Origin of the sequence: Acinetobacter sp. ME22, from assembly GCF_022012315.1 — a bacterium.
Lineage (GTDB): Bacteria > Pseudomonadota > Gammaproteobacteria > Pseudomonadales > Moraxellaceae > Acinetobacter > Acinetobacter brisouii_A.
In genome coordinates this window covers 223,682-246,311 of the sequence record NZ_JAKLTL010000005.1, presented here as the reverse complement: position 1 = coordinate 246,311, position 22,630 = coordinate 223,682, and the positions used below count along the sequence as shown (strand labels likewise).

Below are 22,630 nucleotides of genomic sequence, written 5' to 3'. Positions count from 1 at the left end.
CCCTAAATCCCTCTTTGAGAAAGAGGGACTTTCCCCCTTTTTAAAGGGGGAGTAGGGGGATTAAATCAGTTAAGAAACAATATTTGTGACCCAGTTGTGAAGTGAAAATCTTCACAACACACGGAGAAAAAAATTGAAAGACTTGCTCGATATCATGCGCAAAAAGACGGACTCAGACGGTCATGCTCCAGTAGAGTTTGATCGCATCCGTATTGGTCTTGCGTCACCAGAAATGATTAAGTCATGGTCTCACGGTGAAGTTAAAAAGCCAGAGACAATCAACTACCGTACGTTTAAACCAGAACGTGATGGTTTGTTCTGTGCCAAAATCTTTGGTCCAGTAAAAGATTACGAATGCTTGTGTGGTAAATACAAGCGTATGAAATACAAAGGCGTCATTTGTGAAAAATGTGGCGTTGAAGTAACAACTGCAAAAGTTCGTCGTGAACGTATGGGTCACATCGAGCTTGCATCTCCAGTGGCACACATCTGGTTCTTGAAATCATTACCAAGCCGTATCGGTTTGCTTCTTGATATGACATTACGTGATATCGAACGTGTATTGTATTTCGAATCATACGTTGTCACAGATCCAGGTATGACTCCGTTTGAGAAGTATCAACTTCTGACTGACGAAGAATACTTCAATGCACTTGAAGAACACGGTGATGAATTCACTGCGAAAATGGGTGCAGAAGCGGTTCAAGACTTGTTGAAAGACATTGACCTTGAAGCTGAAATTACACGTTTGCGTGAAGAAATTCCTCAAACAACTTCTGAAACGAAGTTGAAAAAAGCATCTAAACGCCTGAAATTGATGGAAGCATTCAAAGAGTCAAACAACAAGCCAGAATGGATGGTGATGAACGTACTTCCAGTACTTCCACCAGACTTGCGTCCGCTTGTACCACTTGAAGGTGGTCGTTTCGCGACTTCTGACTTGAACGATCTTTACCGTCGTGTGATTAACCGTAACAACCGTTTGAAACGTCTTTTAGACTTGGCTGCACCAGACATCATCGTACGTAACGAAAAACGTATGTTGCAAGAATCTGTGGATGCCTTGTTAGACAACGGTCGTCGTGGTCGTGCGATTACAGGTTCGAACAAACGTCCGCTTAAATCTTTGGCTGATATGATCAAAGGTAAGCAAGGTCGTTTCCGTCAAAACTTGTTGGGTAAACGTGTTGACTATTCTGGTCGTTCGGTAATTACCGTTGGTCCATCTTTACGTTTGCACCAGTGTGGTCTTCCGAAGAAAATGGCACTTGAACTATTCAAGCCGTTTATTTTCGCGAAACTACAAGCTTCAGGTCAGGCAACAACCATTAAAGCTGCGAAGAAAATGGTTGAACGCGAGACTCCAGAAGTTTGGGACGTTTTGGCATCTGTCATTCGTCAGCATCCAGTGATGTTGAACCGTGCGCCAACACTTCACCGTTTGGGTCTTCAAGCATTTGAACCAATCCTGATCGAAGGTAAAGCAATCCGTTTGCACCCACTCGTATGTACAGCGTTTAACGCCGACTTCGACGGTGACCAAATGGCGGTACACGTACCATTAACACTTGAAGCTCAGTTAGAAGCTCGTGCGTTAATGATGTCAACCAACAACATCTTGTCACCTGCCAACGGTGAGCCAATCATCGTTCCATCTCAGGACGTTGTCTTGGGTCTTTACTACATCACCCGTGATGCGGTAAATGCCAAAGGTGAAGGCATGATGTTCGCGGATACTCACGAAGTAAACCGTGCGCTTGCAACAGGTCAAGTGGCGATGCACGCTCGCGTAAAAGCACGTGTATACCAAACTGTGATCAACGAAAATGGCGAACGTGAAAAACAAACGATCGTTGTAGATACAACTCCAGGTCGTTGTTTGCTTTGGGAAATCGTTCCTGAAGGTTTAAGCTTCGAGTCAATCAACCTTGAGATGACTAAGAAAAACATCTCTAAATTGATCAACTCTTGCTACCGTAAACTTGGTTTGAAAGATACCGTTATCTTTGCTGACCAATTGATGTACCTTGGCTTCCGTCAAGCGACTCGTTCTGGTGTATCTGTAGGTATGGAAGACATGCTTATTCCACCACAGAAACAGTCGATTATTGACAAAGCAGAAGCTGAAGTTCGTGAAATCGAACAACAGTTCGAACAAGGTTTCGTCACTGCGGGTGAACGCTATAACAAAGTTGTCGATATTTGGGCACGTACTAACGACCAAGTAGCGAAAGCGATGATGGATAACTTGTCTTATACCCTTGTGAAAAACAAGAAAGGTGAAGACGAGAAGCAAAAATCATTCAACAGTATCTACATGATGTCTGACTCTGGTGCCCGTGGTAGTGCAGCACAGATTCGTCAGCTTGCAGGTATGCGTGGCTTGATGGCAAAACCAGATGGCTCGATCATTGAAACGCCAATTAAGGCGAACTTCCGTGAAGGCTTAACGGTACTCCAGTACTTTATTTCAACGCACGGTGCGCGTAAAGGTTTGGCCGATACCGCATTGAAAACTGCGAACTCAGGTTACTTGACTCGTCGTCTCGTAGACGTTGCACAAGACTTGGTCATCACTGAACCTGACTGTGGTACAGCAGGCGGTCTAGTCATGACTCCACTCATTCAAGGTGGTGACGTGATCGAGCCATTACGTGACCGCGTATTGGGTCGTGTAACAGCTGAAGATGTAAAACGTGCATCTGATGATGAAGTTGTATTGCCTCGTGGTACATTGATCGACGAGAAAATTGCAGCTTATCTTGAAGAAGCAGGTGTCGACGAAGTTAAAGTTCGTTCAGTTGTAAACTGTGAATCTACATTTGGCGTATGTGCGAAATGTTATGGTCGTGACTTGGCTCGCGGTCACTTGGTGAACCCAGGTGAATCTGTGGGTGTTATGGCAGCACAGTCAATTGGTGAACCAGGTACACAGTTAACCATGCGTACGTTCCACGTAGGTGGTGCAGCGAGCCGAACTTCTGCGGCAAACAGCGTACAAGTGCGTAACAAAGGTACTGTACGTTTCCATAACGTGAAAACTGTACAACATGCGAAAGGTCACTTGGTTTCTGTTTCACGTTCAGGTGAAATCGGTATTGCAGATGATTTAGGTCGTGAACGCGAACGCTATAAACTTCCATACGGTGCAAGCATTGTATTGAAAGATGGCGAAATCGTGGAAGCTGGCGGCGTAGTCGCAACTTGGGATCCGCATACACATCCACTTGTAACAGAAGTGGCAGGTAAAGTACGTTTCTCTCAAATTGCTGATGGCGTAACTGCAACATCAAAAACTGATGATGCAACAGGTATGACTACTGTTGAAATCTTGCCTGTAACAGCTCGTCCTGTATCTGGTAAAGATATGCGTCCTGCAATCGTACTTGATACGGCAGATGGCACTGAACAGTTCTACTTCTTACCACAAAACACAATCGTGACTGTCCGTGATGGCGAAACGATTGGTGTGGGTGACGTTATTGGTCGTGTACCACAAGAAACTTCACGTACTCGTGACATTACTGGTGGTTTGCCACGTGTAGCTGACTTGTTCGAAGCACGTAAGCCGAAAGAACATGCAATCTTGGCAGAAGTGTCAGGTGTTGTCAGCTTCGGTAAAGAAACCAAAGGTAAGAACCGTCTTGTGATCAGCCCAGACGATGGCTCTGAGATTTATGAAGAGCTTATTCCGAAATGGCGTACCATCAACGTGTTCGAAGGTGAACATGTGAACCGTGGTGAAACCATTTCTGATGGTCCACAAAACCCACATGACATCTTACGCTTGAAAGGTGAAGTGGCGTTGACCAACTACATCGTGAACGAAGTTCAAGACGTTTACCGTCTCCAAGGTGTAAAAATCAACGATAAGCACATTGAAGTTATCGTACGTCAAATGTTGCGTAAAGTGGATATCACTGATGGCGGTGATACAAGCTTCATCAAAGGTGAGCAAGTCGATTACATCCGCATGGTACAAGAAAACCAAGCAGTTGCAGCGCAAAACAAATTCCCTGCGAAATTTGAGCGTCAATTGATGGGTATTACCAAAGCGTCGCTTTCTACTGACTCGTTCATTTCTGCTGCATCGTTCCAAGAAACCACTCGTGTGTTAACTGAAGCGGCTGTAACAGGTAAAGAAGATGACTTGCGTGGTCTGAAAGAGAACGTGGTTGTAGGTCGTTTGATTCCTGCAGGTACGGGTCTTGCGTATCACTTGGAGCGTCGTCGTCAAGAAGCTGAAGCGGCTGAGTTCGAACTTCACAATGACTTTAGTGATGTTGATCAAGCATTTAGCCAAGCATTAAATGAAAGCCAATTCTAAGATTGAATTGACTGACTAAAAAAAGAGCCTTTCGAGGCTCTTTTTTTGTTTATATACTTTGAAAATAACAATAGGAATATTTAAAAAATGAATTTAGAAGAAGCAATTCAGCAATTTAAACAAGCTAAAGATTTGTTTGAGAAAGATGAAATTGATCAAGCTAGAGAAATATTTGAACAACTTTCTTCTGAGATTAATCCCAATCAAGGTCAAGAATTTCAAAAAGCCTATGTTTCAGTACAAGTAATTTTAGGAGAGATTTATCAATATCAAGGAAAACTTGAAAAAGCGATTGTTGCGTACCGAAATATTCAGCAAGAAAAGCAATGGTGGTCTGCAAGAGTACAATTCAATTTAGGTTTTTGCTGTTTGAAGCAGGAAAGAGTAGAAGAAGCAATACTTGATTTTAAGCATATTCCAAAAGAAGAAAAAGAATGGTATTCAAAAGCACAATATACTTTAGGTTATATATATTATTTTAATAAGGACTTTGATCAAGCGATTGTATTTTATGGTAATGTTTTAGAGAGCCAAGAGGAGTTATATATTAAAGCGCAGTGGGAGATACTTTCTATCTATTTGGATCAAAATAAACTTCATGAAGTTTATAAAAAATTTACACAAATTAAATTTGATCAAGAACAATACTTAAGAGAAATACATTATCAAGTTAATCTTTTTAAAAAGATAATAAAAATGAAGAATCGAGATCAATATTTTTTAATGTTTTCTAAAATAAAAAAAATATTATCATTATTAATAATTGAGCAAGATAAAGATAATTTGATTGCCCACTATACTACACCTAGCGTTGCTTATTTGATGCTAGATCATAAGAATCAACAGCAAGTATCTAAACTTAGACTCAACCCAACTGATTTTATGAATGACCCGACAGAAGGGGCATTGATTCATCAGCTATTCAGTTTAAAAGCCCAAGAAAAACCAAATGCTCAAATTGAACAGCATAAATCCTTTATTGGGTGTTTTACGTTGCACCATGATTCACTCAATCAATTCCGTTTATATGGTAAAGAAAATCAACGAGAAGCATCGGGTGTTAGTCTTGTGATGAATCGTTCTACATTATTTGAAAATCAATCTAATTTTAATTTTCTTAATCATAATGTATTCATCTTAGAACAGGTATTAGTAGATTTAAGAAATTTAAAAATTCAGCAAAAAGAAGATTCTGAAAATAGTAAAGAACAGCCAAAATTCTCTGATTTAAAACTGCCTTTGTATCGCTGTATTTACTTTGATCCTGATTCGGGTTTAATCCATGTGGCACAGCGCGAAGAATGGACATTTTGTCGTGAAAAGGGCAGTTGTCAAGATAATGGTTGGGAAGAATATAAACTCAAAATTGATCAGGTGAATAAGTCTGTGAGAGAGTTAATTGCAGATATTCAGAAATTAATCAAAGAGATCAATCCAGCTGAAAACTCAGATGAAGCTGAGTTGATTGAAGAAATCCTATTACCTTTACGTTATCTGATTAAGCACTATGCTTTTAAAGAAGAGCAGGAGTGCCGCACCATTTATATTACCCAGTGGAATGATGAAAAAATTGACCTAGACCCAAAATTAAATCGTATTTATGTGGATTACCAAAGTATTTTACCCGCAATGGAAAAAATCTTTTTATCAGTTGGCGCATTACAGCATGAGAGTACCTTGCAGTATTTGGGACAAACAGCAGATAAAACTTTTAACGTAAAACGCTCACATAATCCCTTTAGAACTTAATCAACAAAAACAGGCTTTGCTTAGCGGCTTATCGAATATGCTTAGCATAAAAATTCATAAATGCCGAGCAAGATTGTTTGAGATTGTGAATTAAAACGGTTTATGATTTTAAAATCATCTTTAAAAAATCACTCAGGAAGACTCATGGCAACTGATGCACAATTTCAAGCCCCTGCGAACTTAGGTATTGCCGTTTATGCCAATAATGCAGAAGCAATTGGTAACACACCACTGGTTCGAATTAACCGTATTATTCAAGGCGGTGCAACAGTTCTGGCGAAAATCGAAAGCCGTAACCCTGCATTTTCAGTGAAATGTCGTGTAGGTGCAGCACTGGTTGCCGATGCGGAAAAACGTGGCGTACTTAAAGCAGGCATGCACATTGTTGAGCCAACCAGTGGTAATACAGGTATTGCTTTGGCATTTGTTGCAGCAGCAAAAGGCTATCCGATTACTTTAACCATGCCTGCTAGCATGAGCCTTGAACGTCGTAAAGTACTCAAAGCACTTGGCGCAAACTTGGTACTGACTGAACCTGCAAAAGGCATGAAAGGTGCGGTTGATGAAGCTGTGCGCCTTGCTACAGAACAGCCTGAGCTTTACTTCCTGCCACAACAATTTGAAAATCCAGCGAATCCGCAAATTCACCAAGACACCACTGGCCCTGAAATTTGGCAGGCGACAGGTGGTCAGGTGGATATTTTAGTGTCTGGCGTGGGGACTGGCGGTACGATCACAGGGATTTCGCGTTACTTTGAACAAGTACAAAACAAACCGTTATATTCAGTTGCGGTTGAACCTGCTGAATCCCCAATCATCAGTCAAACCAAACGTGGTGAAAGCATTACCCCAGCACCACATAAAATTCAGGGGATTGGTGCAAACTTCATTCCTAAGAACCTAGACCTTGATTTGGTCGATGAAGTCTTGCCAATTGCTAGTGAAGAAGCGTTGGAATGGGCACGTAAAACTGCCACTCAAGAAGGGATTTTAGTCGGTATTTCATGTGGTGCAGCGTTGGCCGCTGCTGCTAAACTGGCTGAACGCCCTGAAAATGCAGATAAAACCATTGTGGTGATTTTACCTGATAGTGGTGAGCGTTATTTATCTTCCGTATTGTTTGAAGGCTTGTTCGCTGACGAATAAGTACAGAACAGACATGAAAAAGACAAGGTAAATGCCTTGTCTTTTTTATTATGCGTATTTAGTTTTGCTGTGCGCTGTGGCGACGTTCAGCCAAGCGTTGTAACCAAACCTGTTTGGTTTGTGGTTTGATAAATAGCCCCACAATTTCAGGATGCAAATGTTTGACCCGTGTTTCTAAACGATTGACACAGGCTTCGATTTCATCGGAGGTCAGATTGTCTTTAAACTCTAAACTCAGAGAGGCAATCACCTGATGTGCGCCCATTTGCTGAGTTAAAACTCCATTGGCATACAGTACGGCATGATCTTGCTGAACAAGTTCTAAAATGTGCTTAGGCAGCGCAGGATCGGCAGATTCACCCATCAGTAGACCTTTGGTTTCACGTGCCATCAAGAAGGCGACAATCGCCAAAATACAGCCAATTAAAATAGAGGCAATGCCATCGAGTGTTGGCGCATGGTAATAGTGTGATAAAAACACACCTAGAAAGGCGATGACTAAGCCAACCAGTGCAGCACTGTCTTCAAATAAAACGGTGAATGTGGTCGGATCTTTGCTTTTGCGGAATGCTTCAAAGTAGCCCATATTGCCTTTGTATTTGCGAAAACCTTTTAAAGCCGTTAACCATGAAAAACCTTCACAAAGAAACGCCACCACCAAAATGACATAATTGATGAATGGCGAACTTATCGGCTCAGGTTCAAAAATATGATGAACGCCCTGATAAATCGACACGACTGCACCCAAGGCAAATACCAGTAATGCCACGATAAATGACCAAAAATACAGTTCACGACCATAGCCAAAAGGATGTTCTTCATCGGGTGGTTGTTGGGATTTTTTTAAACCGTAGAGCAGCAAAATTTCATTGAGCGTATCGACGACAGAATGCACTGCTTCGCTGAGCATCGCGGCGCTAGAAGTGACAAAAGCTCCAATAAATTTGGCAACTGCAATAATTAGGTTGCCCAAAAGTGCAATATAAATTACACGATGGTGATGTTGGGCTTTTTTCATGAATCATTCTCAAAGTGACATACTACGAGTGGGATGTGAGTATTTTAGGCTTGTTAAAATTATAAACATAAAAAAGCCTTGTTGAGTGTTTCAACAAGGCTTTGAGTTGAATCAATGTGATTCAGTTCTTATTTATCTTTTTCTGAAACCAAAAACTTATGTGCAACAGCCAGTAATGCCAGCCATGCTGCACCGACATACAGCGCAGGGCGTGAGTCAGGGAAGTAGCCAATCATCGCAATCACAAAAATCATAAAAGCTGTTGCCAGAATTGGGGCAATCGGCCAGCCAATCACAGGGAAATCCAGTTTTTTGATTTCTTCAACACTGAGTTTTTTACGCATACCCATTTGTGCCAGTAAGATCATGAGCCAGACATACACCGTTGCAAAGGTGGCGATAGAGGCAATGATTTCAAAGACATTTTCTGGAATGAGATAATTCAGAACCACACCCACTAAAAGCACAAGTGTCATGACCACAACAGGCATCAATGGTGCGCCATTTTTAGAGGTTTTGCAGAAAATTTTGGGTGCGTGACCTTTGAGTGCCATACCGTACATCATACGACCTGCACCGAAAACATCGCTGTTAATGGCTGAAACAGCCGCAGTAATCACCACAACATTGAGAATCGCTGCCGCAGATTTAATGCCTAAACCTTCAAAGATCTGCACAAATGGACTGCCTGAAGTTCCAATTTGATTCCATGGGAAAATCGACATCAACACAAAAATCGTCAGGACATAGAACAGAATAATACGAATGGGTACGGCATTAATGGCGCGTGGAATTGCGGTTTTTGGGTCTTGGGTTTCACCTGCTGTGACACCAATGATTTCAATACCGCCAAAAGCAAATACCACAACCGAGAAGCAGGCAATAAATCCAGCGATACCATTGGGCATGAAACCACCATGTTGCCATAAATTAGCAATCCCTGGGGTGAAGTCGCTATTTGGAAGATGCATGCCATACAGCATGATGCCAAAACCACCTAAAATCATGGCAATAATTGCAGTGACTTTGACAATCGACAGCCAGAATTCGACTTCACCATAGATTTTGACATGAATCAGGTTAATTGCACCAAGGAATAAAATGACCGAGAGTACCCAAATCCAGTGCGGGACATTGGGGAACCAGAACCCCATATAAATACCAAATGCCGTGACATCGGCAATTGCAACAATCACCATTTCAAAGACATAGGTCCAACCTGTAGTAAAACCTGCCAGTGGACTGAGATATTCGGAAGCATAACGACTGAATGAGTCAGAAACAGGATTGTGAACCGCCATTTCTCCTAATGCGCGCATCACGATATAAATCGCAACTCCTGCAAGCATATAGGCAAGTAAGACCGATGGGCCAGCTTGCTTGATTGCAGATGCTGAACCATAAAATAACCCTGTACCGATTGCTGAACCGAGTGCAAGGAAACGGATATGACGTGTGCTAAGCCCACGCTGTAAAGTAGATGTCTCTGACATTGTTCACTCCAATTCGTGCGCGCATATTGTATAGAAGCTTCACTATGAGTTCACACAATATTTCCCTATTTAGTGCTTTCTGCTACAAATCGGTTCATTTTTTGCGCTTTATAAGTGCAAAACACTGGGGTTACAAAAAATAGCAACAAAGCGCTTGGGCGTAACAAAATGTGATGAATGTTTGTAAGAAAAAAGCTTAGTCTGATAGTCGATGTTTAAATAATTTATTATGGAGAAGAATGATGAAAAAATTAGTCAGTGCCTGCCTTATGACCGTTTTATCAGGCATGATGTTGGGGGGATGTCAAGACATGTCTCCTTCAAATCAGCGTATTGGGGCGGCTGCTTTAGGTGGAGCAATTGGTGGTGGTGCAGGTAATCATGTCGGTGGTGGTCTAGGTGCAGGGGTTGGTGCAGCAGCAGGTGCAGGTGTAGGAAGTCATACACAAAATGGTAGTTCACGCACAACAACCAGTAGTGCAATTGGCGCAGGTGTTGGTGCGGTGATTGGTAAAAGTGTCTTAGGTGGCGATGTCGGTGCTGCAATTGGCGGTGCAATTGGTGGTGGTGCAGGCGCTGCGATACAAGAGAACAAATAATCATCTCAAGCAAGGCAGTGATAGTTAATACACTGCCTTATTTTTTTATCATAAATAGATACATTTTTGATAAAAATAAGACTGGTTTCACACTCTGTTTTATTTATGATGCTTAATAAGAAGTAAATTATAAAATAAACTATTAAAATCAGATAAAAATACTCAAGATAATATTTTATTAATCATATTAAAATACTAGGATATAATATTTAAAGATTTAAAAAACCAACTAAAATAATAGGATATAAAAATATTTACTTTAAAAACAGTCTATTGTAAATAATTAATATACTCTTGTAAAAAAATGTATTGCAATCATTTAAATCAACTTTTAATATCTAGTTAATCTAAAAAAGGGGTATTAAAAATGTTGAAACAAGCATTAGTCCTAGCATTATTAGCAGCATCTTCTGCAACATTTGCAGGTAACTTTCAAGTTAAAGTAGGTGGTAGTGTTATCTCTGCAACAAGTGATACAACATTAGGTGGAACAACAACGGTAAAAGCAGATCATGAATATGCATTTACACCATCTGTAGAATACTTCTTTGGCGATAGCAATGTTTCAACAGAATTATTATTAGCTGCGCCTGTCAACCATGATGTATTGGCAAACGGTACGAAAGTGGCTAGTTTGAAGCAATTGCCACCTGTATTAACAGTAAAATATAACTTCAAAAACTCAACTCGCTTTACACCATATATTGGCGTGGGTGGTGCTGCATTCTTGGCATGGGATGAAAAAGGCTTAGCTGAAAAAGTTGATAATGACTATGGCTTTGCTGGTCAAGTTGGTTTTAACTTCCAACCTGCCGATGCGAAAAACTGGGGTGTCTTTGCCGATGTACGTTATGCAGATTTAAGTCCTAAAGTGACTTTAACTGATGGTACTCGCTTCAATCTTGATATTAACCCATTGGTCTACACAATCGGTTATAGCTACCGTTTCTAAGTCTCTTTGCAACAGAGTTAGAACTAAAACCTCATTCGTTTGAATGGGGTTTTTTATTGCATATAAAACTAGACAAAATCATTATCCATACTGACTTATTTGCAGCTTAAAATAACCACACCCCATTTATAATGTTGGAGTTTAGCAGATTATGTGGAAAAGTATTTTGATCAGTGGAATGATTGTCTTAGTTGTAGGTTCATCTGCTCAAGCTGCGAGTTTTGCATGTGAGAAAGCTCATTTAACCGCAGAAAAAACCATTTGTCAGGTACGTGCACTGAATGATGCAGATGTCAAAATGGCAACAATCTATCCAATTGTTTTACATGCACTGCCGATGGGTGGGCGCGACCAACAAAAGGAAATACAGTGGCGATGGCTCAAATCACGCAACCAATGCGGGGCAAACACAACATGTTTAAGTACTGCCTATCAACAGCGTCAGCAGCAGCTTGATCAAATTGTGCAAAATCGAATTCTAAGTCATGGCCCATTTTAAGATTTACATTTAAGGTAGTTTTGGTGGTTGGGGAAAAGAAATAGACTTTTGATTTCTCTTGCGATAGATCGCCAGTGCAAAAGTGATAAAGAGCGGAGTTAATGGAAATACAATCAGCATAATTTTCCATGCAACGATACGCCGCGGCAAGGCATTCAATAGTTCTAGATCGGCAAGTAGGTTTAAACCCCAGATTGCCAATAATGTCGTGAGAAAAAATGCAGGAAAGAGAAACTGCTTTACCTGAGACTTTCGCATGACCAGTCGATTGATGGTATTTGCAAAACCAATAAAAATAACAAGATAAGCATAAAGATATATATAGGCAATACTGGATAATATTGCTCCAACAATCAATTGTTCAAAAATGCTGACGGTTGATTCACATTTCAAATCGCTAAAATCAAATGCCATCATGGCAATAAAGGCAACGTAGCATAAAACATAACTACAAATTAAGTTTCGTGTATTGGTCAACCGAATAAAAACCAAACTTTGGTTGACTTTATTACACAGAATCAGACTTATAATCAGGGTAGGAATAAGGCTAATCAAGACATTGTAGTAACAGATAATTATGTTTAAAAAAATTAATAAAATCATAGATTAGAAGAATATAAAAGTTATTATATATATTTTCTTAATATAGCATATTCAATCTTGTATAGCAGGAGTTCAGTGACCTGATTGGTGATAAATCTCAGTTTGGATGATTGAACCCTATTGAAATCTGATGAAATAGCTCCATCAATAGCTCATCGTTATTCCTCACATTGATATGAAAAAAGGAGTGATTCATGAGCGAACAAAAAGCTTCACAAAATTATAGTTTCCAAGCAGAGGTTGCCCAACTTTTGCATCTCGTGACGCATTCACTATATTCCAATCCTGAAATTTTCCTACGTGAATTGATTTCAAACGCGTCAGATGCCTGCGACAAACTTCGTTTTGAAGGGATCAATCACCCAGAATTTTATGAAGATGATGCGGACCTGCATGTCCGTGTCAGCCTCGATAAAGAGCAAAAGACTATAACTATTTCAGACAATGGGATTGGTTTAACTGAGCAAGAAGCGATTGAAAACTTGGGTACAATTGCCAAGTCAGGGACGAAAGACTTTATGTCTAAACTGACAGGTGACCAAAAATCGGATGCGCAACTGATTGGTCAGTTTGGTGTTGGTTTCTACTCTGGTTTTATTGTTGCCGAAAAAATTACGGTTGAATCGCGCCGTGCAGGCGCTGCGGCATCTGAAGGTGTACGCTGGATTAGCGGTGGTACAGGCGAGTTTGAAGTTGAGCAGATTGAGAAAGCTTCACGCGGGACTGACATTATCTTGCATTTGCGTGATGATGCATTGGACTATTTAGAGTCGTATAAAGTTAAGCAAATCATTAATAAATACTCTGACCATATTAGCTTGCCAATTCAAATGCAAAAAGAAGTTTGGCAGCAAGAAGAAGTGGCTGAAGGTGAAGAGCCAAAAGCAGGTCAGTATGTCAAAACCGATGAATGGGAAGCGATTAACTCGGCAAGTGCACTTTGGACACGCAACAAGAATGAAGTGACCGAAGAGCAATATGTTGAGTTCTATAAAAATTTAACCCATGACTTTGAAGCACCATTGGCTTGGGCGCATAACCGTGTTGAAGGCAATACTGAATATACCCAGCTTTTATATATTCCAAGCAAAGCCTCTCAAGATCTTTTCACACGTGAAGCGAAAGCAGGCATTAAACTGTATGTAAAACGCGTGTTTATTATGGATGATGCAGATAATCTGATTCCAAACTATTTGCGCTTTGTACAAGGTGTTGTCGACAGTGCTGACTTGCCGTTGAATGTCAGCCGTGAATTGTTGCAAGAAAGTCGTGATGTCAAAACCATTCGCGAAGGCAATGCACGTCGTATTTTAACGGTGATTGATGGCTTAGCCAAATCGGAAGATGAAAAAGATCAGGAAAAATTCAAGCAGTTCTATAGCGAATTTGGTGCAGTCATCAAAGAAGGTTTGGGCGAAGACTTTGGCAACCGTGAGCGTATTTTAAAAATCTTACGTTTTGCCACCTCAACCAATGACGACATCAGCACTTCTTTAGCGGACTATAAAGCGCGCATGAAAGAAGGGCAAAAAGCCATTTATTATGTGACTGCGGATAGTCTGGCAGCGGCGAAAAATTCACCACAACTTGAAGTCTTTAAGAAAAAAGGCATTGAAGTGTTGTTGATGGCGGATCGTGTTGATGAATGGGCAATGAATTTTGTCAATGAGTTCGATGGTACGCCAATGCAAAGCGTGTCTAAAGGCGCGGTAGACTTGGGCGACTTGCAAGATGCTGAAGAGAAAAAGGCATTGGAAAAAGCCGCTGAAGACTTTAAACCTGTGGTTGAAAAACTCTCTGATTCATTGAAAGACAAAACCAAAGAAGTGCGCGTAACGACACGTTTGGTCGATTCACCTGCATGTTTGGTGACTAGCGAAGGTGAGTTGTCTCCGCAGTTGCTTCGCATGTTGAAACAGGCGGGTCAGGCTGTTCCTGAGAGCAAACCAATTCTTGAAATTAACCCTGAACATCCATTGGTGAAAAAACTCGACAACTCAGCGCAGTTCGATGATTTAGCCAATGTGATTTTTGATCAGGCAGTGATTGCAGAAGGTGGTTTACCTGAAGATCCTGCGGCATACGTGAAACGGATTAACAGCTTGTTATTGAAATAATCGCTTGCTGCATCAAAAAGCCTCTGTAGATCAGAGGCTTTTTGTTTTGTTGGTTAAATTCATACAGGATCGATATGGGTGATCACATCAATCACTCGATGCTTTTGCATAATCTGATTGCGGACATTGACTGCAATATCATGTCCCTCTCGGACACTGAGCGAACCATCGACCTCAATATGTGCATCAACAATAATCATGTCACCCATTTTGCGGCTACGGATATTATGTACACCGCTAACACCTGCTGTACTGAGAAAGGTTTGGCGAATGGCTTGGACTTCGCTGTCATCGGCTGCACGATCCATTAAGTCACTGAGTGCTTCCCATGCAAACTCACCGCCCATTTTCAGAATCATACAGCCAACCATTAATGCAGCAATCGGGTCTAAGATAGGGTAGCCCATCAAATTTCCAATAATCCCGATCATAACCACTAAAGATGATGCAGCATCGGAACGGGCGTGCCATGCGTTGGCAACCAGCATGCTCGATTTCACCTGCTTGGCGATGCGCAGCATGTAACGAAACAGCAGCTCTTTGGCGATCAGTGCGGTTGCTGCCACATAAATTGCAATGCTATGGACTTGAGGAATGTCCTCATGATGCATGATTTTATGAATAGCAGAGATCGACATGCCGACTCCCACCCCCAGTAATATTAAGCCCAACATTAAAGAGGCAGCATTTTCAAAGCGATAATGCCCAAAAGGATGATCATCATCGGGATCTTGATGACTGAAATGGTTGGCAACCAGTACAATAAAATCTGCAATCAGATCGCTGAGGGAATGAATCCCGTCTGCAACTAGACCTTGTGATTTGGAAAACAGACCGATGACGATCTGTAAAATCGACAAACACAGATTAATGACCACACTCACCCACGTACTTTTACTCGCCGCTTGAGCGCGTTGTTCAGGATGAATGAAGTCATCATCATGCGTATCATCAAAGTGAGGTAAAAGCATAAAGTTCAATTATCAGCAAGGAGCAATCTGCGTAGTTTACGTGATTTCTTAAAATAAAGACTTATATTTTTGTAAAAAATTCTTTTAAATCATTAACTTAATTTAAAATAATAGTCTTGAGAATATTGAAAATAGTTTCAGTTTGGAAATGAATCTTATCTCCCAATCCTTGATCACTAAAAGTTAGCTTCAAACTGCAGTGAAGTTGTAAAGATATGCCGACCATCATCGCTAGTTAAGTCTTTGTAATAAGACACTTCATTTTCAATATAAATCCATTTTCGCCAAAGTGGGCGACGCCAAGAAAGATAAGGCCCCCAACTTTGTAGTTCGATGTCGCCTTTGGTTTTGTCATAAATCCCATTGGAATAGATGCCATAGGTTAAGCGGCGGTCATTGGGGAGCTGTTGCTGACGAAATAAGTGATTGTCCCAAATATAAGCTTCATCGTAAGTTTTAATCACCGAAAACTGAGTCGAAGCAAGCGCAGTTTTGGATTCTTGCTGAGTCAGTTTGAAATTAGTTTCAGAATAGTTGCGACTTTCAGCACCATAGCGAAAAGTTTGTGTGGCATTAAAACTAAATTTTGGGCTGAGTTTCCAGTTTTTCTCGGCACTGAGTTCAACATAAACATCCGAGTCTGAGTTTGAACCGAGATTCATATCATTTTGAAAAGGCAGCATTTTAGATAAATCAGACAGGACATGCTTGACCCAATGGCTGTCTGTACTGACCTTTTTGTGTGAGGCTGTTTTATTGTGATTGATGCCGAAAACACGCGGTTTACGATGGCTCTGTTCAGATTTAAGCGCTTTTTCTGCTAAAGAATCTTGCGTAAATGGAGCCATTAATTCTTGAATAAGCTGAGGTGATTCTGGGTTAAATTCTGGTGCATCAGGGTTTGTGGATGCAGGTTGCCAGAGGTGCTTTGTGTGCGAATGCCGTAAGTGACAACGTTGATCACTTGCCAAGTTAAAAAAACTTTGCCATGGCTGTCGTTGAATAGACGCATTTGCACAGTTTGCACTAGAAATTAGCACAGCCATCAAAATAAATTTAGGAAATTGACAATGAATCATGAGCATAAAAGCATCAAAAACATCTGTTTATGATGCCAGTTTAATGTTGCTATTTTAATCGTGGCTTAAAAGTTTAACGTTCTGAAAGTAGTTTTTGGGTTTGGGCATATAAGGTTTCTGCGCGGATCGGTTGTGGTAGTGTTTCCACAATTTCACGGAACAGCTGCCATGTGACACCATCATTGCGTGAAAATAAAATACATGGATAGCCTAATTCATCAGGAGATAGTTGTAAGCGTTTTTCACCATGTACCACCCGATATTTTTGTCGTTCTTTAATCAATAACAATGGCGTTGTCGAGCTGGCTTCATCTTCTTCAAAAGGAATAAAGCGCTGCGGTAAAATCATGGATGCAGGAATAAAGGGGTAGGTGTGTTTTTGCTGCCAAAGATTTTTGGCTTGAATATATTCAGCAAATAATAGATCAATATTGTCATAACTGGCTTGAAATTGCCCCCAACTCAGGCTTTTGACACTGGCAAGAATGGTATCGGTTTGTAGGCAATATTGCTGTGCCAGTTGAGCCGAAGTCTGCAGATCACGAATCCCTAAAATCGCGATATAACCCAAGAACTGACCATGGGTATTCATGCGTTCTACAATCACGGTTGGGGTTTGGTGCATCTCATCAATACTTTGTGACAAGCTAAAACAGGTCAGGTAGCGGGAAATGTTACTTTGATGATGAAATACAATTTCAAAACAAAGCTGGTTAAAGCCTTCGATACGAATCGGCAGAACCTGATGAATCTTGAGCTGATTTTTCACAGGTTCTTCACTGGCTTCAATCTGTTCCTGTATGACCTGATTGGCTTGAGCCGTTTCTGCTGCTGTCAGATCAGTGCGTGCAGGTGGTGAAATCCCTAGGCGTTGATTAAATTCATCATCGGTTAACAAACATTGTAAAAGATTTTGTTGTTGTAACATCCACTGATAGGTTTCATTGAGATGCCCGCGCCAACTACTATGGATTGCTCCACGCCGTGCTTGAGGAATCAACCAAATTTGCCATAAGCGTTGTTCTTGATCATATAAAATTGCCCAACCCATATTGGGATTTTGATTGAGCGCTTGCAATAACAAAGAGCGATCTTGAAATAATCCCCGATAGCTGTTTTTAAATTTAGACAGCTTCAGCAGCTCATTACTTAAATGAATATAAATTTCAGGTGAGCTAATGCCTTTGGGGGCTTGAATCGTAATCGGCTTTTCACAGATTTGGAAAATTTCTTTTAAATGATGAATGGCTTGAGCACGCTGAATCATGGGTGCCCGATCATTATCAATAATCAGAATAGTCTGCTGAATATCCTTGATGAGTAACGCTTTTTCTAATAAATTCATCGTTTCAGCCACATCACTTGCTAATATAATTTTTAGCTTTGTTCAGATATTGAGTTAAGAGTTGATTGAGTGCCAACTCCAAAATACGGTATTCCTCAGTGTCAGGATGAGTATGCTCATTGGCAAGTTCGATTAACTCATCCAAATTGAGTTGATCATAGCGAATTTTTTCTTGTAGGAATTCTTGTAACCGTTGCATAGCAGTCCAACGAAAAGCACAGATAATTTTAATTATAAACAAGTTCTTTGGGTTTAAAAGGCATGTTGTAGAAAAACATTACTCTATATTTAAATAGTTGATAATTAAGTGATATGTTTAATATATAAAAAAAATAATGTGACGTTTTTCTTATTTTGAAAAAGCGCAGAATTACTGCGCTGAAGAAGGGGGAATATCACACTGTTGATCATCACACTGTGCTGCATGAGTATCTGCCTGAATTTTCTCAGCTTGTTGCAATGCTTGTAAAAAAACCTCACGGGGCTGTGCGCCAGATAGCGCATACTTTTGTTCAAAAACAAAAAATGGAACGCCTGTCACATTGAGCTGTTCATGGGCAATTTTTTCGTCATGGCGAACAAATTCGGCAAATTCATCTGAATCGAGCACATACTCAACTTCAGCATGATCTAAACCAATTCGAGAGGCAATTTCTTCAATCACTTCACGTTCGCCAATCGCAAGACCTTCGGTCATATAAGCATGAAAGAACGCTTCTTTGGCTTGATTGCCTAAACCTTTACTTTGCGCCAAGTGAATAATGCGGTGAGCGTTGAAACTGTTACCTGAATTGGCTTTTTCCCATTGAAAGTCAATCCCTTCACTGGCAGCTAGTGTTGCAACATTTCGCTCCATGTCCTGCATTTCGGCAAAACTACGACCGTATTTTTGTGCCAGACGCTCAGTATTGCTTACGCTATGTTTCACGGGGGCATTTGGGTCGAGTTCAAAGCTGTGCCAGTGAATCTCAAGTTCGATACCTGCTTGTTCTGCCACATGTTCAAGGCGTTTCTTACCAATATAACAAAACGGACAGACCACATCTGACCAAATATCTACGCGCATTTTCATCATCTCTTTGCTTTCGATTGAGCATAGTAAGCCTTGTGGTTGGCAATGAAAAGCGACTGACTGCAACACAGATTGTTAAATCTGCAACGTGGAGTAGGTTGATACCTGTTGATGCAAGCCGACTAGAGAATAAAATAGTCAAAGAAATCATGTTCTTAGAGGGAAAATAGGCTTGTTCTAATACCATGATCAGTTGAAAAATACTTTTATCAATGCAGGCGCTTCTCTACAATGAGCAGCGAATCACTTGGCATGAAAAATTATCATCCTGAAAAATATGCAATAAAAACAAGCTGGAGAACAATATGTTGACGCGTGCAATGGCAGAAATGCTGTCGATCATGACACGCTATAGTGCGCGACTCCTGACAGGTGCGCGCAGCATTTGGCGGGGCTGTCAGCCTGAACTGAAACAGCGCATTTATTTTGCCAATCATAATAGCCATATTGACTTCATTTTGTTGTGGTCATCTCTGCCACGTCGTGTACGCCATCAAACCCATCCGATTGCCGCCTCAGATTACTGGCTGAAAAACCGTTTTCGCCGTTTTATTATTCAGGATACTTTTTCAGGCGTGGTGATTCAGCGCCATCGGCAACATGCGGAGGATGACCCTTTGCAACCTGTGAAAGATATTTTAGCGCAAGGGGATTCCATCATCTTCTTTCCTGAAGGAACACGTAACCTGAATGATGATTGTGAGCTGCTTGAGTTTAAAAGTGGTTTATATCATTTGCAGCAACAGTTTCCACAGGTGGAAATTGTGCCTGTGTGGATTTCTAACTTAAAGCGGGTGATGCCCAAAGGTGCGATTATTCCCTTACCATTATTGTCTACGGTAATTTTTGGTGAACCCTTGCAGCATACCCAAGAGATGCCCAAAGATGAGTTTCTAGCCTACGCACAGCAGCAATTATTGAAATTAAAAGAGTTTGAATATCAATGAATTTAGAACAGTTCCATACCACCAATGCACTGTTCGCAACACTGGCAGTGATTTTACTGATTGCATCGCTGATCGGTGGTTATCTGAAATATCGGATTCAGTTTGCCCCGCATGCGGTGATCGACAATCTCAACATGCGCATCAATGCATGGTGGGTGATGTTGTTGGTGCTCGGTATTGCGATTTACTTGGGGCAAGTCAGTGTCATTGTGCTGTTTGCCCTGATTTCATTTTTTGCCTTGCGTGAATTTATCAGTTTATTACCCACGCGGCGCGGGGATTATCTGCCGTTGTTGATCGCGTTTTATATCGTGATTCCGTATCAGTATTACTTGGTGTATATCGACTGGTACGGCTTATTTACCATTTTTATTCCACTGTATTTATTTCTACTGATTCCGATTGCCACCTTAAAACATGAAGACACCACGCGCTTTTTGGAGCGCAGTGCCAAGATTCATTGGGGCTTAATGGTGTCAGTGTTCTGTATTTCGCATGTGCCTGCTTTGCTGAATTTACATGTGGCGCATTTTGGGAAACCGAATGTTTGGCTAGTGATTTGGTTGGTACTGGTAGTGCAGATTTCGGATGTGTTGCAATACATCTGTGGCAAGTTGTTTGGTCGACACAAAGTTGCACCTGTGTTGTCGCCATCGAAAACCGTAGAAGGGCTGTTGGGCGGCATATTTTTAGCGGTGTTGGTCGGTGTTGCCATGTCGTGGCTCACGCCGTTTAACACGTGGCAAGCCGCGCTGATTGCTTTTATTTTATGTGTGTTTGGTTTCTTTGGTGGCTTGGTGATGTCTGCGATTAAGCGTGATCGTGGGGTGAAAGATTGGGGGCAACTGATTCATGGGCATGGGGGTATGCTGGATCGGATTGATTCGATTTGTTTTTCTGCACCGATTTTCTTTCATATTTTGCGGTTTTGGTGGAGTGGATAAAAATTGAATTATCCACAGATTGATCAGATTAACTTGAGAAGAATGCAATGAATAAAAACAATGATCTGAATTTGATTGAAGCTGAATTACGCCATATTCCTAAGATTGTGGAATTGGTGAATTTATCTTACCGTTCCAAAGAACTGCGTGGTTGGACATCGGAAGCTGAAGTGGTCAGTGGAAATCGAATTTATGCTGAACAGCTTCAGGATTTATTTGTTGCTGATTCTAAAATTTTATTGATGTTTGATGCTGCGGAGTTAGTTGCCTGCGTACATGTTCAGAAACAGCAAGATCATGCCTATATTGGCATGTTGACCACACACCCACAGCGACAAAATCAGGGCTTGGGTAAACAGGTATTGCAGCTTGCAGAAGATTTTGCTCAAGCCAATTTTGCAGTCACAGGCTTTGAAATGTCGGTGTTGTCTTGCCGAACCGAGCTGATTGAATTTTACCTACGTCGGGGTTATGTGCTGACAGGTGAAACTGAGGATTATCCAATTGATGCCAATGTCGGACAGCCTTTAGTTGAGGATATTCGAGTGTTGCATTTGGTGAAATTAGTGCACTAAATAATTATAAAATTTATGAAATAAAATAGGGGATAAAATGACAACACCAGCACATGATGATTTCTTTGATCATCAAGATTTAGAGGCGTTAAGAAAATTATTTGATGTAGCCGAAGCGAATAAAAACAGTGATGGGTTTTTAGGTGAAATCGCTCGGGTTTTAATTCCTTTTAAAGATTCTTGTGTTCGCCAAGAGTATCTCGATCAATTAAATCGTGAATTATCTACGATTAAAAAGCATACATATTGTAAGATTCAACGCGCTTGGGATGGTGGATTTAATAATTTTCAAGATGCGGATAATTTATTTCGTTTAGAACGAATATTGATCTGTTTATGCATTTATCTGCGAGAAGCTAGCTTTAGAGGAAATTTTATTGTTCAACAAAGTCATGGATTTTATCCTCTCTTAAATTTTTTCCTTAGAAATAGAACTAGATTTTCAGAGAAGTCATACTGGGCAATAGATTTTTATGATGATTTACCTACTTTAATTATGCAGGCTGAATTTCATTCAGAACATGCGATTGCACTTGCAAAAGCATTGCCGAGTATCGAGATAGGCAAAGTACAAGAGTTTATTAGCACAAAAGATGAGGCACTTTCTAAAATAGAAAGCTGGAAAGCAGAGTTTGAAGATAAAGAAAAAAAGGTTAATGCCTTAAAGGAAAAGTTAGATACTTATACTACGGCATTTAATTTTGTCGGTTTATATCAGGGTTTTGCCAGTTTAAAAGAAGTAAAAGATCAGGCTTTGGTTTGGGCAAATAAAAGATTTTACTTGTTGGGTGGTTTATTGGTTTTATTACCTTGTTCTGAGTTGATCTATGCTTTATTGAATATAGAGAGTCTTAAAAATAATCCGAGTATTATTGGATTTATTGCATTCCCAACCATATCGATGCTTGTTATTTTGTTTTATTTATTAAAGGTTTGTTTAAATAATTTATATTCGATTCGTTCGCAGATTTTACAACTCGAACTCAGAATGACCTTGTGCCAATTTATTCAAAGTTATGCTGAACATTCCAAAACTTTAAAAGAAAATAATAAAGAAGGTTTTGAAAAATTTGAGAATCTTATTTTTTCTTCCATCGTTTCGACTGATGAAAAAATTCCTGCAACTTTCGATGGCATGGAACAATTAACCAGTTTATTGAAATCGATTAAGTCCTAAAAAAGCAATCCCCGCAC

Annotated in this window: 19 protein-coding genes; 11 read left to right on the top strand and 8 right to left on the bottom strand. The window is 40.5% G+C overall.

All coding sequences use genetic code 11. From position 1 onward, the window contains the following. Positions 1 to 133: 133 nt before the first annotated feature. The 3 genes from rpoC (at position 134) to cysK (ending at position 7,222) form a co-directional block, all read left to right on the top strand. Positions 134 to 4,327, top strand: coding sequence for a DNA-directed RNA polymerase subunit beta' (gene rpoC / locus LVY74_RS09500; protein WP_237814869.1), 4,194 nt, complete (start codon positions 134 to 136; stop codon positions 4,325 to 4,327). Positions 4,328 to 4,414: 87 nt separating this feature from the next. Then, positions 4,415 to 6,076 (top strand): tetratricopeptide repeat protein, encoded by a 1,662-nt coding sequence (locus tag LVY74_RS09495; protein ID WP_237814868.1) that lies wholly within the window; start codon positions 4,415 to 4,417, stop codon positions 6,074 to 6,076. A 144-nt stretch (positions 6,077 to 6,220) separates the two neighbouring features. Further along, positions 6,221 to 7,222: a cysteine synthase A gene (gene cysK, locus LVY74_RS09490; RefSeq protein WP_237814867.1), complete on the top strand. Its 1,002-nt coding sequence runs from the start codon at positions 6,221 to 6,223 to the stop codon at positions 7,220 to 7,222. Positions 7,223 to 7,280: 58 nt separating this feature from the next. Here cysK and LVY74_RS09485 read toward each other — a convergent pair whose 3' ends face one another. Together LVY74_RS09485 and LVY74_RS09480 are read right to left on the bottom strand one after the other, a co-directional pair. Next, complete coding sequence (locus LVY74_RS09485) at positions 7,281 to 8,240, bottom strand: cation diffusion facilitator family transporter (protein WP_237814866.1); 960 nt, start codon at positions 8,238 to 8,240, stop codon at positions 7,281 to 7,283. Positions 8,241 to 8,368: 128 nt separating this feature from the next. Continuing rightward, on the bottom strand, positions 8,369 to 9,733 hold the full coding sequence (locus LVY74_RS09480) for an amino acid permease (RefSeq protein WP_237814865.1): 1,365 nt from the start codon (positions 9,731 to 9,733) through the stop codon (positions 8,369 to 8,371). 242 nt (positions 9,734 to 9,975) lie between these two features. On the opposite strand from LVY74_RS09480, the gene LVY74_RS09475 reads away from it, so the two are divergent. From LVY74_RS09475 to LVY74_RS09465, 3 genes are all read left to right on the top strand, one after another. Next, positions 9,976 to 10,332: a YMGG-like glycine zipper-containing protein gene (locus LVY74_RS09475; RefSeq protein WP_237814864.1), complete on the top strand. Its 357-nt coding sequence runs from the start codon at positions 9,976 to 9,978 to the stop codon at positions 10,330 to 10,332. A 367-nt stretch (positions 10,333 to 10,699) separates the two neighbouring features. Then, positions 10,700 to 11,284 (top strand): OmpW/AlkL family protein, encoded by a 585-nt coding sequence (locus tag LVY74_RS09470; RefSeq protein ID WP_237814863.1) that lies wholly within the window; start codon positions 10,700 to 10,702, stop codon positions 11,282 to 11,284. A 151-nt stretch (positions 11,285 to 11,435) separates the two neighbouring features. Next, on the top strand, positions 11,436 to 11,783 hold the full coding sequence (locus tag LVY74_RS09465) for a lysozyme inhibitor LprI family protein (RefSeq protein WP_237814862.1): 348 nt from the start codon (positions 11,436 to 11,438) through the stop codon (positions 11,781 to 11,783). A gap of 9 nt (positions 11,784 to 11,792) precedes the next feature. Here the strand turns inward: LVY74_RS09465 and LVY74_RS09460 are convergent, their stop codons facing one another. Then, on the bottom strand, positions 11,793 to 12,200 hold the full coding sequence (locus LVY74_RS09460) for a hypothetical protein (RefSeq protein WP_237814861.1): 408 nt from the start codon (positions 12,198 to 12,200) through the stop codon (positions 11,793 to 11,795). 380 nt (positions 12,201 to 12,580) lie between these two features. Here LVY74_RS09460 and htpG point away from each other — a divergent pair, with 380 nt between their 5' ends. Then, positions 12,581 to 14,503, top strand: coding sequence for a molecular chaperone HtpG (gene htpG / locus LVY74_RS09455; protein WP_237814860.1), 1,923 nt, complete (start codon positions 12,581 to 12,583; stop codon positions 14,501 to 14,503). Positions 14,504 to 14,562: 59 nt separating this feature from the next. Here htpG and LVY74_RS09450 read toward each other — a convergent pair whose 3' ends face one another. The 5 genes from LVY74_RS09450 to LVY74_RS09430 all read right to left on the bottom strand — a co-directional run bounded on the left by LVY74_RS09450 (position 14,563) and on the right by LVY74_RS09430 (position 18,964). Then, positions 14,563 to 15,474 (bottom strand): cation diffusion facilitator family transporter, encoded by a 912-nt coding sequence (locus tag LVY74_RS09450; protein ID WP_237814859.1) that lies wholly within the window; start codon positions 15,472 to 15,474, stop codon positions 14,563 to 14,565. Between the two features lie 176 nt (positions 15,475 to 15,650). Further along, complete coding sequence (locus LVY74_RS09445) at positions 15,651 to 16,559, bottom strand: hypothetical protein (RefSeq protein WP_237814858.1); 909 nt, start codon at positions 16,557 to 16,559, stop codon at positions 15,651 to 15,653. 67 nt (positions 16,560 to 16,626) lie between these two features. After that, entirely contained in the window at positions 16,627 to 17,898 is a 1,272-nt protein-coding gene (locus LVY74_RS09440) for a hypothetical protein (RefSeq protein WP_237814857.1), read from the bottom strand. A gap of 13 nt (positions 17,899 to 17,911) precedes the next feature. Further along, complete coding sequence (locus tag LVY74_RS09435; RefSeq protein ID WP_151710880.1) at positions 17,912 to 18,097, bottom strand: hypothetical protein; 186 nt, start codon at positions 18,095 to 18,097, stop codon at positions 17,912 to 17,914. 171 nt (positions 18,098 to 18,268) lie between these two features. Continuing rightward, complete coding sequence (locus tag LVY74_RS09430) at positions 18,269 to 18,964, bottom strand: DsbA family oxidoreductase (RefSeq protein WP_151710879.1); 696 nt, start codon at positions 18,962 to 18,964, stop codon at positions 18,269 to 18,271. 311 nt (positions 18,965 to 19,275) lie between these two features. On the opposite strand from LVY74_RS09430, the gene LVY74_RS09425 reads away from it, so the two are divergent. From LVY74_RS09425 to LVY74_RS09410, 4 genes are read left to right on the top strand one after another with little or no spacing between them, the layout of a single operon-like run. After that, a complete protein-coding gene (locus LVY74_RS09425; protein ID WP_442862788.1) occupies positions 19,276 to 19,917 on the top strand; it encodes a lysophospholipid acyltransferase family protein in 642 nt (213 codons plus the stop codon). Continuing rightward, positions 19,914 to 20,861 (top strand): phosphatidate cytidylyltransferase, encoded by a 948-nt coding sequence (locus LVY74_RS09420; RefSeq protein WP_237814856.1) that lies wholly within the window; start codon positions 19,914 to 19,916, stop codon positions 20,859 to 20,861. Before LVY74_RS09425 ends, LVY74_RS09420 begins: the two co-directional genes overlap by 4 nt. Before the next feature lie 47 nt (positions 20,862 to 20,908). Further along, positions 20,909 to 21,436: a GNAT family N-acetyltransferase gene (locus LVY74_RS09415; RefSeq protein ID WP_237814855.1), complete on the top strand. Its 528-nt coding sequence runs from the start codon at positions 20,909 to 20,911 to the stop codon at positions 21,434 to 21,436. A gap of 37 nt (positions 21,437 to 21,473) precedes the next feature. After that, entirely contained in the window at positions 21,474 to 22,613 is a 1,140-nt protein-coding gene (locus tag LVY74_RS09410; protein WP_237814854.1) for a hypothetical protein, read from the top strand. Positions 22,614 to 22,630 lie beyond the last annotated feature (17 nt).

Bases quoted from the DNA above. Each gene is read 5' to 3' on its own strand.
- LVY74_RS09435 (WP_151710880.1), bottom strand. From the start codon at position 18,097: ATGCAACGGTTACAAGAATTCCTACAAGAAAAAATTCGCTATGATCAA.
- LVY74_RS09425 (WP_442862788.1), top strand. From the start codon at position 19,276: ATGTTGACGCGTGCAATGGCAGAAATGCTGTCGATCATGACACGCTAT.
- LVY74_RS09445 (WP_237814858.1), bottom strand. From the start codon at position 16,559: ATGCTCATGATTCATTGTCAATTTCCTAAATTTATTTTGATGGCTGTG.
- LVY74_RS09475 (WP_237814864.1), top strand. From the start codon at position 9,976: ATGAAAAAATTAGTCAGTGCCTGCCTTATGACCGTTTTATCAGGCATG.
- LVY74_RS09460 (WP_237814861.1), bottom strand. From the start codon at position 12,200: ATGATGGCATTTGATTTTAGCGATTTGAAATGTGAATCAACCGTCAGC.
- LVY74_RS09440 (WP_237814857.1), bottom strand. From the start codon at position 17,898: ATGAATTTATTAGAAAAAGCGTTACTCATCAAGGATATTCAGCAGACT.
- LVY74_RS09420 (WP_237814856.1), top strand. From the start codon at position 19,914: ATGAATTTAGAACAGTTCCATACCACCAATGCACTGTTCGCAACACTG.
- LVY74_RS09470 (WP_237814863.1), top strand. From the start codon at position 10,700: ATGTTGAAACAAGCATTAGTCCTAGCATTATTAGCAGCATCTTCTGCA.
- LVY74_RS09465 (WP_237814862.1), top strand. From the start codon at position 11,436: ATGTGGAAAAGTATTTTGATCAGTGGAATGATTGTCTTAGTTGTAGGT.
- htpG (WP_237814860.1), top strand. From the start codon at position 12,581: ATGAGCGAACAAAAAGCTTCACAAAATTATAGTTTCCAAGCAGAGGTT.
- LVY74_RS09495 (WP_237814868.1), top strand. From the start codon at position 4,415: ATGAATTTAGAAGAAGCAATTCAGCAATTTAAACAAGCTAAAGATTTG.
- LVY74_RS09430 (WP_151710879.1), bottom strand. From the start codon at position 18,964: ATGCGCGTAGATATTTGGTCAGATGTGGTCTGTCCGTTTTGTTATATT.
- LVY74_RS09485 (WP_237814866.1), bottom strand. From the start codon at position 8,240: ATGAAAAAAGCCCAACATCACCATCGTGTAATTTATATTGCACTTTTG.
- LVY74_RS09480 (WP_237814865.1), bottom strand. From the start codon at position 9,733: ATGTCAGAGACATCTACTTTACAGCGTGGGCTTAGCACACGTCATATC.
- LVY74_RS09410 (WP_237814854.1), top strand. From the start codon at position 21,474: ATGACAACACCAGCACATGATGATTTCTTTGATCATCAAGATTTAGAG.
- LVY74_RS09415 (WP_237814855.1), top strand. From the start codon at position 20,909: ATGAATAAAAACAATGATCTGAATTTGATTGAAGCTGAATTACGCCAT.
- cysK (WP_237814867.1), top strand. From the start codon at position 6,221: ATGGCAACTGATGCACAATTTCAAGCCCCTGCGAACTTAGGTATTGCC.
- LVY74_RS09450 (WP_237814859.1), bottom strand. From the start codon at position 15,474: ATGCTTTTACCTCACTTTGATGATACGCATGATGATGACTTCATTCAT.